Source organism: Planctomycetaceae bacterium (assembly GCA_041398825.1).
Taxonomy (GTDB): Bacteria; Planctomycetota; Planctomycetia; order Planctomycetales; family Planctomycetaceae; genus F1-80-MAGs062.
Genome location: JAWKTX010000003.1, coordinates 496,304 through 514,648, shown reverse-complemented (window position 1 = coordinate 514,648; position 18,345 = coordinate 496,304). Strand labels below are relative to the sequence as shown.

Here is an 18,345-nt window from a genome sequence, read left to right as displayed (position 1 = left end):
GCAGGTCCTTTGCTCAGGCAGCGTTTCGAGTTTCTGCAGCACTGACTGCACCGCCCGACATCTGAAGTCCGGCGATGATTTCTGCCGCCCGCTTTGGGTAATTCAAATAGGTCAACGCTCGCTGCCGATTCATCTCAAGCCACGGCTCCCGAGACCGATACTCGGCTTCGTCAACTGAAACGACGGCATCCCGAAGTTCCTTCTCGGTTCGACAGATAACCAGCCCGCGAGGATCGAAGAAATGACAGATATCAGGTGCGCCCCAATACACAGGGATGGTGTGGCAAAGCAGGCAATCGATGAGTTTTTCCGTGAAATAACCGGGCGACTGCGAATTCTCAATGGCCACCGAAAACATAAACGGTGACAGCCCCTGCGACTTGTCATCGATTGGATGGTACTGACGACCGAACACGCTAAGGTCGCTCACGTGCGACTTTGCCCACTCGACAATCTGGTGCCGCAGTCTTTGTCCAACGGTGTAGGCCTTGCCGGAAGCAATGATTGAAATCCGGCCGTTTTTTTCTGTTCGAGGCATATCGTGTGACGGCAAGTCCAGCGAATCTCCATGCGCGAGAAACAAGGCGTTTCTCAAGCCCGTCAACACACGAGTGCTGTGAGTCAGTACATGATCGAACCGTGGGGCAAACGCTGGCAGCAGCCGATAAAAGTTGGGTTTTATGCACTCCGGTTCTGCCAGCATCAGTGAGACACCACAACTCAAACCAGCCCGACTAACAGTTGCTGCTCGACTGCTTGCAGGCAGAAGAACGTGATCATTCGCAGAGAGGTCCGCAAGGCGACGTCCGATCGCGGGGGCACCCAGGGGCCAGTCGACCTGACTGAATTCGACTTCCGACAACCTGGTAAAATGCTTCTTTAATGCACCGTAGCGAAGGCAGGCAATGATCGGCGTACGATTTTGAGGCAACTCAGGCACAGTCACGAAGCCTCCAGTTTTCCCAGACAAAACGGTACTGAAACGTCGGTTCGTGCGTGCCTGCAAGACGGTCCAGGATTCGATCCATTCGTTCTTCGCATGCTTCATCTAAACGATGAAACTGCACCTGAATGTCATCAAACTTCGATTCCAGGCCACTGTCGAGAATTCGTTCGAGCAACTCGTACTCGCCGCCTTCGATGTTCACCTTCATCAAACTGACGTGGCCAATGGCGTGGTCGTGCATCCATTCAGCAATGTCGACAATCCGAATCGATTCGCTGTCGCCTTCCCCCTGAAAGATCGAACTGGCGTCCGCCGACAAACAAATCTGTTCGTCACGTGTTTTTGCACCCAAACCAAAATCGTAAACATGGATAGCCGTGTTCGATGCAAAACGATCGCGAATACCGCTGGCAAAGGATTTCACGGGCTCAAAAACATGCACCTGAGACCCGTATTGGCGATGAATCTGATCAGCCCAGTCTCCACGGTATCCACCCAGATCAAGAACGACCGACTGGGACGTCAACGGATATGACAGCGCGTCCTGTCACCCTTGTCGGACTTCCAGCGCGTATGACAAGGTCCCATTCTGTTGGGAAGAATCGTTTCTGCAGGCGAACGGCGTACCTTCTGCAAGTACTTCATTGGAACAACTCGAAACAGTGCGGCGGCAAGTGCTGATGACAAACCGTCGCAGCCTAGCACGGTTGCTGAAATCTCAAAAGACCAACTTTGTGGCCGGTGCTGACGACTCCACCGCCGCTGTTGATTGCGGAAACACGATCCATACCGTCAGAATGCGACGACCTCATCAATTCCCGCCATCGGAGGACCCACGAATGTTTTCCATGCTGCCCCTCCTGCCCCTGATTCTGGCACCAAACACAACAGCGTCCGTTGAATCATCCATCGAGCTGCACAATTCTGAACGCCCTAACGTCGTGCTGATCATGACCGACAACCACGGAGCATGGACTCTGGGATGCTACGGCAACAATGACATTCGCACGCCGAACATCGACCAACTGGCCGCGGAAGGTACGCTGTTTGACAACGCGTTTGCCAGCAACCCCGTGTGTTCACCCACGCGAGCCACCACGCTGACTGGCCTGATTCCGTCTCAGCACGGTGTTCATTGTTTCCTTCGAGGAGGCCGACTGCAAACTGGGCCCGAAGCGAGATGCACGCTGGACGAATTCACGTCGCTGCCGGAAGTGCTGAAGCGCGAAGGTTATCGCTGTGGACTGGTGGGAAAGTGGCATCTGGGCGGAAACGAATCGCCACAGGAAGGTTTTGATGACTACTGGATCACGATGCCTCACGGCGGAACGTCGACCTTCTACGACGCCATGATTATCGAAGACAGCAAGCAGCGCAAAGAGCCCGAATACCTGACGGACTTCTGGACAAAACACGCCGTGAAGTTCATTGAAGCGAAGAACGACAAACCGTTCTTTCTGTTTCTGGCCTACAACGGCCCGTATTCGTTGAGTCGGCTGTTGCTGCGCGAAGGCCAGAATCGGCATGCGGAATTTTATCGCGGCAAAGAGCTGCCCTCGTTTCCGCGTGAGAAGCCTCATCCGTGGCAGCTTCACAACCGCGACTACCAGAACAACCCGGTTTCGATCCAGCGAGTCGCCACCGAAGTGAGCGGCATCGACGATGGCGTCGGTACCATCATTGCGACACTACAAGCCAACGGTCTGGACGACAACACGGTCGTGATCTTCATGGCCGATCAGGGCTGGGTTGGCGGACACGGCGGCTTCTTCGGCATGGGCGATCACACTCGCCCGGTGACCGCTGTTGATGGCATGATGAAGATTCCGTTGATCGTGCGGCAGCCAGGGAAAATCGCGGCCGGGAAACGCAGTAGCAAGCTGGTCGCGAACTATGACATCTACAACACTCTGCTTGATCACCTGGGTATTGTGGCAGATAAGCCCCTTGACGAACCGGCCTCACCGGGAACGAGTTTTGTCAATGAACTTCGCGTCGACCCACCGGCATTGGCCTCAATCGAAACCGATGGCGAAGACGCCGTCTTCTACGAATTCGAAGCGCTGCGCTGCATTCGGACAAACGACTGGAAGTACACCTACCGCCATCCCAATGGCCCTGACGAGCTTTACGATTTGCATAACGATCCGCAGGAATTCAACAATCTGATTCGAGATCCGGAACACGCCGACGTACTGCACTCGCTCCGTCAGCGACTGGACGTCTTCTTCGCCAAATACGCATCCCCCAAATACGATCTCTACAACGGCGGTGGTTCTCAGAGCATCATCTACGACGGAGTCGAAGAAGAGATCGCCCAGGCCGAACCCACACCGCCGCCACCTGTGCCCGTCGACTTCGAAACCAAACAATTCACTCTGCCCGAAGGATTTTCTTCGCAGCTGATCGCCGGTCCGCCGCTGGTCAATCATCCGACCATGGGCTGCTTTGACGACCGGGGCCGACTATTCGTGTGCGATGGTGCCGGAGTCAATATGTCGGCAGAGGAACTCGAAAAGAACCTGCCCAACGAGATCCGCATGCTGGAAGATCAGGATGGAGACGGAGTCTTCGACAAGTCCACGATCTTTGCAGACAGGATGACGTTTCCGATGGGAGGAACCTGGCACGACGGCGCGCTGTATGTTGCGTCGCCGCCGAACATCTGGCGACTGGAAGATACCACCGGCGACGGCAAGGCAGACAAGCGAGAAATCCTTGTTGACAGCTTCGGTTACACGGGCAACGCGGCCAGCATTCATGGTTGCTTCAAACATCCCAGCGGACGCATCTACTGGTGCGACGGCTACCATGGTCACGAATTCAAAGACAAGGACGGCAACGTCACCAGCAAACGCAAGGGATCGTATATCTTCAGTTGCTGGCCGGATGGAAGCGATGTGCGCATTCATTGCGGCGGAGGCATGGACAACCCGGTGGAAGTCGACTTCACCGACGAGGGCGACATCATCGGCACCGTCAACATCCTGTACACGCGGCCGCGCATTGATTGCCTGGTGCACTGGCAATACGGCGGAGCGTACCCTCATCGCGAAGCTGTGCTGGACGAACTAAAAGTCACGGGCGATCTGCTGGGACCGATTCACAAGTTCGGCCATGTCGCAATTTCCGGGACTACGCGCTACCGCAGCGGAGGCATGAATCACAATTGGGGCGATAACTTCTTTGCAACGCAGTTTAATCTGGGCAAAGTCGTGCGAGTCGAACTGGAACGCAGCGGCAGCACGTATGCCTGCACCGAACGCGAATTTCTGTCCTGCAACAGTCGCGACTTCCATCCCACCGACGTGCTGGAAGACGCCGACGGAAGTCTTCTGGTGGTTGATACCGGCGGCTGGTTCTATCGAGGCTGTCCGACATCACAGATTGCCAAGCCGGACATCAGGGGCGGCATCTATCGCATTGTCCGAAACGGCATGACACCCCAGGTCGACCCGCGTGGCAACCGCATCGACTGGGCAGAACGCACTGTCGCTCAACTGATTCAGGATTTGAAAGACACGCGTTATGCCGTTCGCGAAAAAGCCATTGAAGAATGTGTGCGTCGAGGCGATGCGGTGATTCCGCAATTGGCATCAACGGCAAAGAACGGCGACATTCTGGCCCGACAGAATGCAATCTGGGCACTGACCAGATTGCTGGGCCAAAGAGGCGAATCCAAAGTAGCCATTATTGCACCGGGTGATGAGCCGCGCAGAACGATCGCCCGAATGAACCACGATTCCACACCCGGCTCTTCAGCCGCCAATAAACAAAGTCTGGATCTTGCGAAAGCTGTCCGGGACGACAATGTCGATCGAACCACCCAGCCCAATCCCGCGACGCCACGTCACTCGGAAAGTGACGGCTACCTTCTAACGTCCAATGCGATGAGCAGCGGCCTGTCGAATGCTTCGGCGGGTGTTGCTCGGCAGGCAATCATCGCGGCGTTGTCGGATCGGGATGGGAGCATTCGTCAGACGGCGTGTTATGCGCTTTCGGTGCTGCCCGATCCTTCCGCGAAAGACGCGTTGATAAATCGTCTGAACGATTCGCATCCCGCGGTCAGACGTCAGGCGGCCGTAGCGGCCGGGCAAGTGGAAGGCGACGAGATGACAGCCGCGCTTTGGGCTCAGGGTGTATTTTCGTTTCCCGGCGAAGCAGATCGAGAAGAAGATCATGCTCGCCAGTATGCTTTAATCGAACAGGCCGAACCGGACACCATTCAGAAACTAGCCGACAGCAGTGACGGGATTCGACTTGACCTGATCAACATCCTTGTCGAGAAGAATTCGGCGTCGAAGGCCACGATTCAGCAGATCGTCACCGCCCTGACGCAACCGCGTCTTTCAGCACACGCCGTGAGTCTACTGAACCGCGTACTGACACGTGCGAAGCTGCAACAGAATACAACGCTGCAACAGCAGGTTCAGAAACAGCTGACTCAACAGTTGCCGTTGTGGCTGAAGCAAACGTCAGACACTGATCGTGCAACAGTTGATTCTGTTCACTCCGCCATTGAGTTTGCTCTTCGACATTTCGGCTCGGATGCCGACGTTCAATCTGCTATCAATTTTACTCTGAGCGATCGCGAGTGCCCGGCCGAATTTAAGCAGTTTCTGTTGTCGCTGATCACTGACATTCCGGCGATTGCCAGCATCCCACAAATGCAGGACACCGTCGCAGCCGCGATGGCAGACCGCGACTTCAGCAGCGAACATTTTCTTCTCGCCTTAAATTCCGCCCGGCGGATCAACGGCGACAGGATCAAGCAGGTGCTGGCGACACTCGCTGGCGATCCAGACACCCCGCCGCTGATCCGAGCACAGGCTTTAACAGCAGCCGCAGGTCAGGCTCGTGGCTTGCCCGACGATGCGTTTGCCCTGGTGGTCGACGTCCTGTCGGCCAGTGGTCCGGGTTCGGTTGAAGCGGCCAGACTGCTGGCATCTTCCGGAGTCAACGCGGCTCAACTGGAGGCCCTGACAGGACAGCTTCCTAATGCGGGGCCACAGCAACTCAACGACCTGGTTTCACTGTTCAGCGGAAGTCTGACCCCCGCACAGGCCACTGCGTTTCTGGACAACATCGAAAACGCGAGGTCGCTCAACAGCCTTCCCGCGCTCACAGTATCGGAAATCGTCAAACGCTTTCCGTCGGAACTGCATGAGCGAGCCAACGCGCTGCTGGATCGGATGGAAGCGGCTGAACAACAAAAGTTATTGAAACTGGATGCCGTTGTCGGTCTGCTGAAGAATGGTAATCCGGCTGCCGGCCGAGAAGTATTTTTCGGCGAAAAAGCCAAGTGTGCCACGTGTCATGTGGTGGGAACGCAGGGCAACGGCGAACTGCTGGGCAAACGCGTCGGCCCGGATCTGACCAAAATCGGCGCCAGTCGAACTCCGAAAGACCTGCTGGAATCCATCCTGTTTCCGTCGGCTACGATCGTCAGGCAATATGAACCTTATACTCTGGTGACAACGTCCGGCCGCAGTTTTTCCGGACTGGTGGTCAAGGACACGGCACAGGAAATCACAATTCAGCAGAGCACAGGCGATCCGGTAACGGTGGCTCGCAGCGACGTGGACGAACTGGTGCTGTCGACAGTGTCGATCATGCCCAAGGGTCTTGATGAAACTCTGACTCCGCAGCAGATCGCAGACCTTGTGGCGTGGCTGCAGAGTCTTCGATGATCCAGCTCCCTGGAGAATCAATACCCAAAGACAGACATTCAACGCGGGTGAATAAGTATTAAGTATTGGGAGCCGACAATTGTGAATTCAGTCCTCCGACCGATCGCGTGCGTCCTGTTCTTGCAGTGGTTGATTTCCCCAACCGCATCTTCGCAGGAACCGGCCCTGCAAATTCCTTTACGATCCCAGTCTGTATGGACGACGTCTCGAATCACCGGTTCGCCTGATCCAGCCCCGCCCCTCATGACTGCCCGTCGGTTTCCGCATCTGAAGTTTGAACGTCCACTGCTGGTTCGTACCGACCCGCAAGCTAAACGGCTGTACGTCGCAGAACAGAGCGGCCGAATCTACTCATTTCCGGACGACGACAAGACAGACAAGCCTAATGTCTTTCTGAACCTGAGGGATGAATGGCCGAGACTAACTCCCCACTCCGGAGCCGCGGGAATTCAGGATGTTTACGGACTGGCATTTCATCCGAAGTTCCCGGATGTTCCGTTCTGCTGGGTGACGTACACACTGCGATCAAAACAACCGGGCAATCACCTTGAAGACGGAACGCGTCTGGTGCGTTACCGCGTCACAATCGATGGTGAAGGAATTCCGCGCTGTGATCCCACCAGCGAACAACTTCTGCTGACATGGCTTCAGGGCGGTCACAACGGTGCGTGTCTGGAATTCGGTCCCGATAGTTGCCTGTACATCTCCGCTGGCGACGGAGAAGTTCCCAACCCGCCTGACCCGCGTGACGCAGGTCAGGACATTTCAAACCTTCTTTCGACAATCATGCGAATACAGGTTTCGACAGAAGACGGATCGGGGCATCCGTTGTACACAATTCCCCCGGACAATCCATTCGTTGATGTGGCCGGAGCGCGAGGCGAAATCTGGTCTTATGGATTTCGAAATCCCTGGAAGATGACGTTCGCTCCGGATGGCGAATTGTGGGTCGGCGACGTCGGCTGGGAACTATACGAAATGGTCTATCGCGTCCAACGTGGGGGCAATTTCGGATGGAGCATCATGGAGGGACCGCAGCCTGTAAGACCGGATGCTCGTCGCGGACCAACCGAAATCCTGCCGCCGGCCATAGCACTTCCTCACACGGATGCAGCTTCCGTTACCGGTGGCTACGTTTACCGAGGCCATCGGTTTCCGGAACTCACGGGGACTTATATCTTCGGTGATTTTGAGACTCGGCGAATCTGGAGCGCAGAATTTGACGGCAGAAAAATGGTCACGCTCACGGACCTGGTTGCTCCGTCGCTGCGACTGGTTGCTTTTGCCGAAGATGCCTCCGGTGAACTCCTGTTGCTCGACTACGACGATGGAACACTGCATGAGTTCAGGCGAAATCCCTCCCGGGATGCCAACACGGAATTCCCGCAAAGCCTGACACAGACCGGTATCTTTGACGACACACGGTCACTGACTCCTGCAGATGGTGTGCTGCCGTTCGAGATCCAGTTGCCGGAATGGGCAGACGGGGCACAATCAAGTCGGCTGCTCGCCGTTCCCGGCACAGAGCCCATTCAGGTGCTTCGTAACCCTGTCCGCCGGGACAACTGGATGCTTCGAGAACGGATGCGTTTCGCAACAGATTCGGTACTGGCGAAGACCATCACGCTCACGGATGATTCCGGACGGGACATCCGACTGGAAACTCAGGTGCTGCATTTCGACGGACATGACTGGAAAGGGTATTCGTATGTCTGGAATCCGCAGCAAACGGACGCCATCCTTTCTCCTGCAGAAGGAACACTGATCAAACTCAGGGATTATGGCAACTTCTCAGACCGTCAGAACTGGCCTGTGCATTCCCGTGGTGAGTGTCAGCGGTGTCACAATCAGTGGATCGGCGGGCTCCTTGCCTTCACAATTCCGCAACTGAACACAGACAAACCCGCGCATCAGTTGCAGACCCTGAAGGAACTGGGGTGGCTTACAGGGGACATTCCTGAAAGCGAGTCTTCTCATCGACTGCACCGGGCGCAGGGCCGCCTTTTGAATCAGGACCGCGGACTCGAACCGAACAGCGTGCCCGGTGTTATGAAAGCTGCCCGAAGCTACCTGGACGTCAACTGCGCCCACTGTCACCAGAACGGAGCGGGCGGAACGGCAACAATTGATCTTCGTCAGGATATCGCCGTCGACCGCATGGGGCTCATCGATTCTCCACCTGCTCAGGGGACGTTTGGGTTAACAAACCCGGCATTGATTCGACCTGGCCAGCCAGCATCATCCGTGTTGCTGTACAGGCTTGCCGTCACAGGTCGAGGCCACATGCCGCATATCGGATCAACGCGGCCTGATGTCGAGGGGATCCGACTGGTGCGAACCTGGATTGAATCCCTGGAGAATGAGCCCCGGCATATCGAAAAATACAATCCTGAAGAAATCCGGCGAGCGGTAGAATTGAAGGACACCAGTCAGGCAATACAACTACTGATGGCTATCGAAGATGGATCAGTCGACCTCCCGCAGCGAGACAGAATCCTGAAAGTCGCACGCGAAGCATCGCCGGAAATCAGAGGTCTGTTCGATCACCTGCAGCCGGCAGAATTCCGCATCAAAGTTCGCCACCGGATCTCTCCCGATCAGATACTCACACTCAACGGAAATCCGGAGAATGGGCAGATGCTGTTCGCACACAAACGGTTGCAGTGCAAGTCCTGCCATCAGCTGCACGGCGACGGAGGGACGGTAGGCCCGGCACTGGACGATGTTGGAAAGAGACTGACGCGTCAAAAGATTCTGGAGAGCCTTCTGGAACCATCCCGACACATCGAACCAGAGTTCGAAACATGGACCTCCATCACTAAAGACGGCAGAGCCTTCACCGGAATCATCGTCTCACGAACGGATGCAACACTGGTCCTGCGAGATGCAAAATCAGAGATACATGAGATACCGCAGATCGAGATTGAAGAAATGAATCGGCAAGCCGTGTCAATGATGCCTGAACGACTGCTTGAAGAACTCAGCGATCATGAGATTGCTTCGCTGCTGGAGTTCCTCGTCAATCAGCAGTCGACCCCGGTCGCCAGGAAGCCATAGAGGTGGCTGCACACGCAAACGTCGATTTCGATGATACGCTCGTCGACTCGGGGCTACGGCGACAGTCGATTTCCCGGCCGGGTATTTCAGGTTCTTAAACGGTCAACCGCACCAACTGGGAAGCGAAGACTGCAATTTGTTGCGATATCGAGAGGCGACATGGACGACATTTGATAGCATGCATTCTTCGATTGGTTCACCGGAAATTGTTTCCGGTCCGTATTTTTCAATTCAATTGGCAAGTGTCATGGGACGAAGTTTCGAGAACCGCAAGGCCTCTATTTTTAAGACGGCTGGACAAAAATCCAAGCTGTACTCCAAGTATGGCAAACAACTGTATGTGACAGCAAAGAACGGAGTACCCGATCCGGAGAGTAACCCCGCCCTGAGAATTCTGATCGAGAAAGCGAAACGAGATCAGGTCCCCAGCCATGTCATCGAAAAAGCGATTGAGAAGGCTGCAGGGGCCGGCGGAGAAGATTTCACAACAGTTCGTTATGAGGGCTTTGGTCCCGGTGGCTGCACAGTCATCGTCGACTGCCTGACAGACAACAATAACCGCACTATTACAGACGTCCGCAACTGTTTCACGAAAACCGGATCCAAACTTGGTCCGACAGGTTCGGTCTCGCACTCTTTCGACCACCTGGCCATTTTTTCGTTCAGGGGTGAAGACGGCGATAAGATTCTGGAAGCAATGCTGGAGGCCGATGTCGACGTCGACGATGTCGAAACTAAAGACGGATACGTCACACTGTTCGCTCCGGCCAATGAATTCTATAAGGCCAAAACCGCGCTTCACGATGCGTTCCCGGACCTTGAACTGGAAGTTCAGGAGATCACATTCCATCCGCAGGCTCACAAGGCAATCAGCGAAGAAGACCTGCCAATGTTTGAAAAATTCATGAACCTGCTTAACGATTGCGATGACGTCCAGGACATCTACCACAACGCAATCCTGCCAGGGTAGCCAAATTCAAAACGCCCGAAAATTCCCGCGACAAGGCAGCGGCAGGAATTCTGCTTCCCACAGTCTCCGCAAATGACGATAATACCTCGACTGGCTGGCGTTCAGGGCACTTCACCCCTGAGCCCTGCTGATCGAGGTATTTTTGGTGGGACACTGGACTTGCCTGTCATTCCAGGCGTCCCCGTTCCTGCGACACTTGCCATGCGTCATGTGCTGAAAGCAAAAACAACTGCAGAAGCCCACGCTGGAGCGGTGGCTTCGGCCCAGAACAGAATCAACGTCACGGCTCTTTTTCCGGTAAACTGAACTCATGCCGCTCCGAACCGATTCCCTGGAAGAACCATCGCTGAACCTGACACCGATGATTGACATCGTGTTCCTGTTGATCATTTTCTTCATGGTTGGTACTCGGTTCTCTGAGATTGAACAGAAGTTTGACATTCAGCTGCCAACGGCCGCTCCGATGAAATCCCTCAGCAGGGAGCCTGATCCGCTGGTCATCAATGTTGCTCGCGCCGGAGATATCTCTATCAACGGGCAGCAACTAAACCTCAATGAGGTCCGTCAGCAGCTCAAAGATGCAAAAGCCGCATGGGCCGACCAGCCGGTTTTGATTCGTGGAGACGGTGAAGGAACCTATCAGGCCATTGTGGATGTGATGAATCTTTGCCACGAAGCGGAAATCAAACGCTTTTCACTGGCATTTCAGCCTGCGGGTGAAGAGTCGGCACCATGAATCCTTTGCGACAGTTATTGACAAAACTTGTCGATGGCAGCCCTCTCAACGGCGACGACCTGATTGCATTCTTTCTCCTGACGACGCTGGTCGCATCGACCTGCCATTTGGTGACCATGCTCGTGACACGGTGGGGAGATCGCCACATAGCCTTCAAATCGCTGATAGCATCACTGCTCATTCACAGTGTTGGCTTCCTGAGCCTTGAGGTGTTTGAACCGCTGGCGACAACGGTCGCCATTGCAGATGTCTATAAACCGCCTCAACAGGAATTCGAAGTTGAAATTCTGGTACAGAGCGACCAGGAGTTCCTGATGGGCGATTCCGGTAACACGGCCATGGCAGATCAGTTTTCATCGCCGGATACGCCGCTGCTTCGAAGTGAAAACCCGGCTCCCGAAATTCAGGAACCCGATGTCCCACAGAAACAACCGGATGATCTCGAGTCGCTTTCAACAAGTGCTGAAGATATCAGCCAGTTCGAAAAACAGGACACTCCGGAAATGTCACTGGCAAATGATTTTGGCGCCGAGGGTCCGCGCAAGGCTGCAGTCGAAGATCCTATTGCTGATCTCGATACTTCCGTCGAAAAGAATCTGGCGGATGTGGCAACCATGCAGATTGAACGCACCAGACCACAACGCGGAGCCGACGTGGATTTGCAACTCAACCCTTTGGCAGCAATGCCGCAGCAATCGGCACCCAACTTTCAGTTTCAGTCGAATCCAAACGACATAGCCGTCGCGGTGTCAGCCATCGAATCGCCGGACTCGGTCCCTGTTCCCCTCGCCCCGGACGACATATCGGATACGATCGAACAGAAACGAGCTCCCACAACACAGCCGCAACCAATCGAGTCAGATGGTCAATCCGTCAGGGTTACAGACATCCGTCCCGGGCCTGCTCGCACCTTCCAGTCGCGTGTTCCCCGACCGTCACGAGCGATGCCGGACAGGAATCCCTCACCGCTTGCTCAACGAGAATCTCCACCGATCGCCCAAACGCCCATCCCACTCACCAGTAACTACGATGACGTACGAATTGGACTGATGGCACCAGAATTCAGCGAAGCCATCACCAGTGGCGCGGAATTGGTCAGTACGGATCTGCCAACCATTCGTCGACGCGAAAACCCACCGATGACCTACCAATTGCGAAACGTCGAACAACGACGAAACGCCGCAAGAAGATTTGGTGGCACACAGCAATCTGAAGCAGCCGTAGAGGCAAGTCTTCGATGGATGGCTTCCCATCAGTCGCCGGATGGACACTGGGATGCCTCCGACCACGGAGCAGGTCAGGTAAAAATCGATGAATACGGCATTGATCGCGACTACGCCGGCCGAGAAGCCGATTCCGGACTCACCGCACTCGTTACCCTTTCATTCCTCGGCGCTGGATATACACACGAGAACGGGCGGTACGCACTGGTGGTCGACCAAAGCCTCGACTGGCTCATCAGCCATCAGGCTGACGACGGCAACCTCTACGGCAACGCCTCGCACTTCGCCCGCAATTATTGCCATGCCATGGGCACCTACGCACTTGCCGAAGCCTACGGAATGCAGAAGCAGACTCTGCTCGGCCCGATCATCGATCCATCCACTATCAGCACGCCGGTCCAGCTGACCGAGATGGCAAGCAATATCCTTTGCTATCAAATCACCGGGCAAGCCATCCTGACAATTCCACGAATCCATGCCGAAATGTCCATAACTGCTGAATCGATGGCGTATTCGCTTCGCAAGGTCGACGATATTCGGTTGCGAACAGCGCTAGCCAAAGCTGTCAACTTTACCCTGAGTCAACAGGATGCTCGAAGTGGAGGATGGCGATACAAGATCGGACAGGAAGGCGACGTCAGCATGTTCGGCTGGCAAATGATGTCATTGAAAAGTGCTGAGATTGCAGGGGTCACAATCGATAGTCGTGTCCGGGAACGAATGCAGAAGTTCCTGAATAGTGTCCGCCAGGGTAAATCTGGCGGACTGTTCGGATATCGAAGAAACATTCGACAGGGAGATCAGGACACGGAACCTGTCACTCCCGTCATGACTGCGGAAGCTCTTTTCTGCCAGCAAATGCTTGGCTATCCCCGTGATACGAACTCCAGCAGGGAATCAGTCGACCTGCTCCTTCGGAATCTTCCCAGGCTCTCGGAAATCAACTATTACTATTGGTACTACGGAACACTTGCAATGTACCAATACGGAGGAACGCCGTGGGAAGACTGGAACAATGCGATTCGCGATTTGTTGATCAGTGAGCAACGCTCTGACGGGCCGAATGCCGGCAGCTGGGACCCCAAAGACCCCTGGGGCCGCTACGGTGGTCGACTTTATTCCACCGCACTCGCGACACTGACTCTGGAAGTCTACTACCGTCTGCTTCCTCTCTATCGCATGAACGAAGCCACGGATTCTGATCCTCAACCGTAGGATCCGCTTTGTGAGACCATAACATTCCATGGCCACCTGAGGCCGCCACTGCGTTCAACGGCTGAATCATGAAGGTTGTTCATCTCCTGACAAATAAGACCTTCATTGCTGCCATCGCTATCGCATCTGCATCGCTCTTTTTCTACTTTCTGTATCGAACATCGGAGTCCCGTACTGTCGATGATTCCCGATCCGCTGCGTCAGCGAATTTAGCCCAGGACTGGCAGACTGATGTCGACAAGGCCCTGGAACTTGGGCAGGTGTTTCGTGCGAGGAATCGCCTGGAAGAAAGAATTAAAGCTGCACCAGATGAAGCCCTTCCAAAGCTCTACCTTGGCCAATTGTTTCGCGAAGCTGGTGAAACACGGAAAGCAGAAGAACTCTGGAAATCGATCGATTCCGGATCGCGCGAGGAACTTGCAACTTCACAGTTCCTGCTGGGCTCACTGTCGATTGAACAATCTGACATCATCAGCAGCCGGAACCATTTTCTTCGCGCACTGGAATTGAACCCGGAATATATGGACGCCCGAGAACGTCTCATCGCCATTTACCGAATGCTGAACGATTACAAATCAATGCTTGAACAAATCGAGCAAATCCGCGAACGGAGACCTCTGGATCTGAATGAGCTTGTGTATCGCACCATCCCTGAAGCCAGCGGCTACCCCCCTTCTCAAACAATTCAGACGCTCCAGCAAGCCATAACCCTCGAGAGCCATCATGAAAAAGTTCGAGTAGCTTTGGCAGCAGCATTGCGGGAAAGTGGTCAGCCGGAGAAGTCTCTCCAGCAACTTGCCGCGGAAGAAGGCGAATTCGACCTGCTCGGCGAAAACCTGTTGAGCATGTTTTTGCTGAACGAGAAGGCCGAAGCAATTGCAATTGTTGAGCAACTTGAAATGGAGGCAATACCGGCAGAGTCCCTTCTTCGATTTGCCAGCGGCAAGCTGGAATATCAAACGCAGCACTGGCACGAGGCCGCGAGGTGGCTGATCCCATACGTCCGGACCCACCCCTATCATTATGAATCCTGTTACCTTCTTGGACTCTGTTTATCGAAGCTGAATCAACCTGAACAATCGAGGCAGTTACTGGAATATTCAGTCGAACTTGATGCTTTGGAAAAGCTCTGTATTCGGGCGACAAATGAAAACACAGACAACCACAACCAACTCAGCGAAATCGCAAGAACTGCTGCGGAGCATTTGGTACGGCTTCGCCGCATCGATGAAGCAGTGGTCTGGCTGAATCTGGCATTGCTCTACACCCCGAATCACGCAGCACTCAGCAACCTTCGGAATCAACTGCAGGGAACCGAATTCACATCAACGTCATTGTGCCTTGACGTCCTTGATACCCTGCCCGAGAGACTGGCCCAATCCGGCAGCAGTCCTGCCGAACAACCCGGCGAGCATCTCCCGGTGCAACCAGATTCAACCGGAAGCGAAATTGTTTTCGACGACGTCCATGCTTCCATCAATGTTCATTTTCAGTTCAACAATGGTGCCTCCGGCCAGCATTACCTCATCGAAAGCATGGGTGGGGGAGTACTTGTCGTCGACGCGGACAAGGATTGTCGGCCCGATCTTTATTTCCTGCAAGGAAGTCCTCTCAATGAAAATGGCTCCATAGCATCGACTGCTGTCGAGAATCCGTATTTCAGAAACCACGTATCAGGAGTTTTCAAAGAAGCAACGCAGGCGTCCGGCATGGGAATTTCGAATTATAGCCTTGGCGGAGCGGTCGTAGACTTCGATAACGATGGATTTGATGATGTCATTGTCAGCAACCTTGGAGCGAATGATATTCTGAAGAACAACGGCGATGGCACATTCACGCCTTTGCAATCTGAATTCTCTCTGCCAAACGAAATGACCACATCGATCGCGACCGCAGACTTTAATTCTGATGGATTCTGCGATATCTACTCGACTAACTATCTGGAGGAAATGCGAACCTGTCGTAACGGGCAGTTGAGCTTCGTCGTATGCGACCCGGCAGTATTTGAAGGGCAACCAGACAGAATCTGGACGAACAACGCAGATGATTCATTCACGGATGACTCCGAACCATCAGGTATCATAAGACCCGCATCAAGGGGACTTGGAGTGGTCGCTGCTGACTTCGACAACGACGGAAGAATGGATATCTATGTTGCTAACGATGGAGTCCCAAACTTCCTGTTTCACAACATTTCTGACGACGGCGGTCGCTGTCCGGTATTTGATGAAGTGGGGCTGATATCCGGGACGGCTCTTGACGCATCGGGCCGATCTCAGGCTGGCATGGGCATAGCTGTTGGTGACATGAATCGTGATGCGAGAATCGATCTCTATGTCACAAACTTCTTTCAGGAACCGAATTCGTATTATGAGAATTCAGGTGAGCTCTCATTTATTGAATCAGGCCAGCGTACCAACCTCATGACACCAAGTCTGGACAAACTTGGGTTCGGGGCACAGTGTTCGGACTTCAATGCAGACGGTCTGCTCGACATCATCGTCGCCAATGGCCACATTTACGAAGACAACACGGGACTTCAGCCATGGAAGATGACAGCTCAGCTGTATTCTCAAGAAAAGCCGGGGCAATTCACCGAAACGTCCGCCAAAGCAGGCCCCTATTTCATGAAACCAACGCTTGGCAGGGCCGTCGCGATACTTGACTACAACATGGACCTGATGCCGGATGTTGTCATCGTTCATCAGGATCAGGAGGCAGCCATTCTGAAGAACAATTCCAGTGCAACCCAAACGCACCGCTGTTCACTGGATCTGATCGGTACTTCGTCCAATCGAAATGCGGTTGGCACCCGGATTGATATCACGGAACAAGGGCATCTGACAACATTCTTTGTGAATTCGGACGGCGGATATCTGGCAGCAAACAGTCGCAGAATCCTGTTTGATTCCGCAGATGAAGCGACAATACAAATCCGCTGGCCCTCGGGCCTTCACTCCAGCTACCTGCTGAAAAGCGGGGGTAGATCCACAAGGCTGGTTGCATTGGAAGCAAGTGGGAGACTCTTCGAAATACCGGAATAGCAGCCTGTTAAAAAACGGGACTGGCTTAAGCTGGAGACCTTAAAACACGACAGTTTCCAGTCGTCCTGCGTGCCTGTCCGGTGTTTCAACGGACAGATAGCTATTCAGGTTGACATTCAGGTACTGCCTTCATTCCTCCAGTCAGCAGAACAAGGCCTGATATCAGAAAAGCAGTAACCAACGAAAGTAAGACGGTCGCACCAATCCCTTTCGCCTGCATCAGCAGCAGCTCGAAATTGCCACTTTCAATCCACCCTGTCACCAGGCGTCCGCCAGGCTGTACCGGACCATTAATCGAAGAAGCAAAGACACCAGTCAGCAACATGCCCACCGCAGCTGCCACTCCGAACAATACAACCATTTGAGAAGCGTTTCTGTGCAAAAGGATGCTTGTCAATGGAACCAATCCTCCGGCAACTCCACCGACAATAAATGCGGCCTGAACGCTGAGTACTCCCGCTCCTGACGCAATTGCTGCCATTCCGCTCACCATGCCAAGGATCATCGATTCCAAATCGGATGTGCCAGTGAGCCGTTGTTTCATGAACACAGAAACAAGCGCACCGGATGCCACTGACACCAAAGTGTTCATCCAGATAATGGTGATCAGCGGTGAGATAGACAACGAATACGCGGCATTGACAAATAAGGCCCCCAGCACACAACAAGTCATTCCCACGATCCGCCGGGTACAGCCAAAGCTCTCTTCTGCGTCAAAACGCCGTCCCGTCAACGAACATGCAGCGACGCAAGACAACGATGCTCCAAGAAGAATCAGTGCTCCGCCACCATCCCAGCCACCCGAGTGGGAAAACCACCCGTTTCCCCAGATCCAGTGAGCAACCGGACAATAGACAATCAACTGCCATAACAGCGAGCAAATGACGAGATGGGATGTGCCAAAACGGCTTGCTGCATTGGATAGCCACAGGGATGCAAAAGCGATCATGATGGACATATGACAAATCGCGACAGATGACTGTGGCAAATGCGGATATGGCAGACGAACGGGATAGTTGACAACTTCATTATCTCCGGAAGGACCAGTGCCCAGCATACCAACCGCGTCGCCATTACCGATGAGTCCTCCTTTACCCATATCGCGGGTCAGATCAGGCCGCGCATGCTCGAATTCCATCATTGCCTGCATGTCCTTCATCGCCGATTCAGAAGTCGTTGATGTATTCGGAACCGTCCCGGCCGATGGAGAGAACGCAAGGGTGTAGCCGAAGAGACACCAGCCGACACACAGAACACCAACGGCTAAGGCCGTCCGGAACACGAAGTTTCTCCCAGGAGGATCAGCCGTGCTTGCGGCAAGCATACCGGGTACGTACAACGCACTGATCACAACAATGTTCAGGCAAACCCAGATCAGGTCCGCTGGCTGAAACTCACTTACCCATTCCGTCGGCATCAGAAACTCTTTGCAACGAAGTCAACGACAGACACACTGGCAAGGCA

General features: G+C 54.1%; 10 protein-coding genes. 7 read left to right on the top strand and 3 right to left on the bottom strand.

Annotated elements, in window-relative coordinates:
- Positions 1-13: 13 nt before the first annotated feature.
- Positions 14-946: a glycosyltransferase family 10 gene (locus tag R3C20_08255; GenBank protein ID MEZ6040483.1), complete on the bottom strand. Its 933-nt coding sequence runs from the start codon at positions 944-946 to the stop codon at positions 14-16.
- The gene (locus tag R3C20_08250) at positions 933-1,472 is read right to left on the bottom strand and encodes an FkbM family methyltransferase (protein ID MEZ6040482.1); all 540 of its coding nucleotides are present in this window, start codon (positions 1,470-1,472) and stop codon (positions 933-935) included. The genes R3C20_08255 and R3C20_08250 overlap by 14 nt, the downstream gene beginning before the upstream one ends.
- A gap of 313 nt (positions 1,473-1,785) precedes the next feature.
- Between R3C20_08250 and R3C20_08245 the strand changes: the two genes are divergently transcribed.
- From R3C20_08245 to R3C20_08215, 7 genes are all read left to right on the top strand, one after another.
- Entirely contained in the window at positions 1,786-6,636 is a 4,851-nt protein-coding gene (locus R3C20_08245; GenBank protein MEZ6040481.1) for a sulfatase-like hydrolase/transferase, read from the top strand.
- 243 nt (positions 6,637-6,879) lie between these two features.
- Positions 6,880-9,693: a PQQ-dependent sugar dehydrogenase gene (locus R3C20_08240; GenBank protein ID MEZ6040480.1), complete on the top strand. Its 2,814-nt coding sequence runs from the start codon at positions 6,880-6,882 to the stop codon at positions 9,691-9,693.
- Between the two features lie 136 nt (positions 9,694-9,829).
- A complete protein-coding gene (locus R3C20_08235; GenBank protein ID MEZ6040479.1) occupies positions 9,830-10,663 on the top strand; it encodes a YebC/PmpR family DNA-binding transcriptional regulator in 834 nt (277 codons plus the stop codon).
- A 72-nt stretch (positions 10,664-10,735) separates the two neighbouring features.
- Entirely contained in the window at positions 10,736-10,969 is a 234-nt protein-coding gene (locus tag R3C20_08230; GenBank protein MEZ6040478.1) for a hypothetical protein, read from the top strand.
- Between the two features lie 4 nt (positions 10,970-10,973).
- Positions 10,974-11,399, top strand: a complete 426-nt coding sequence (locus R3C20_08225) for a biopolymer transporter ExbD (GenBank protein ID MEZ6040477.1) — start codon at positions 10,974-10,976, stop codon at positions 11,397-11,399.
- Positions 11,396-13,837, top strand: coding sequence for a prenyltransferase/squalene oxidase repeat-containing protein (locus R3C20_08220; GenBank protein ID MEZ6040476.1), 2,442 nt, complete (start codon positions 11,396-11,398; stop codon positions 13,835-13,837). The genes R3C20_08225 and R3C20_08220 overlap by 4 nt, the downstream gene beginning before the upstream one ends.
- A 68-nt stretch (positions 13,838-13,905) precedes the next feature.
- Positions 13,906-16,881, top strand: coding sequence for an FG-GAP-like repeat-containing protein (locus R3C20_08215; GenBank protein MEZ6040475.1), 2,976 nt, complete (start codon positions 13,906-13,908; stop codon positions 16,879-16,881).
- Positions 16,882-16,981: 100 nt separating this feature from the next.
- Here the strand turns inward: R3C20_08215 and R3C20_08210 are convergent, their stop codons facing one another.
- Positions 16,982-18,298 (bottom strand): hypothetical protein, encoded by a 1,317-nt coding sequence (locus R3C20_08210; GenBank protein ID MEZ6040474.1) that lies wholly within the window; start codon positions 18,296-18,298, stop codon positions 16,982-16,984.
- Between the last annotated feature and the right edge of the window lie 47 nt (positions 18,299-18,345).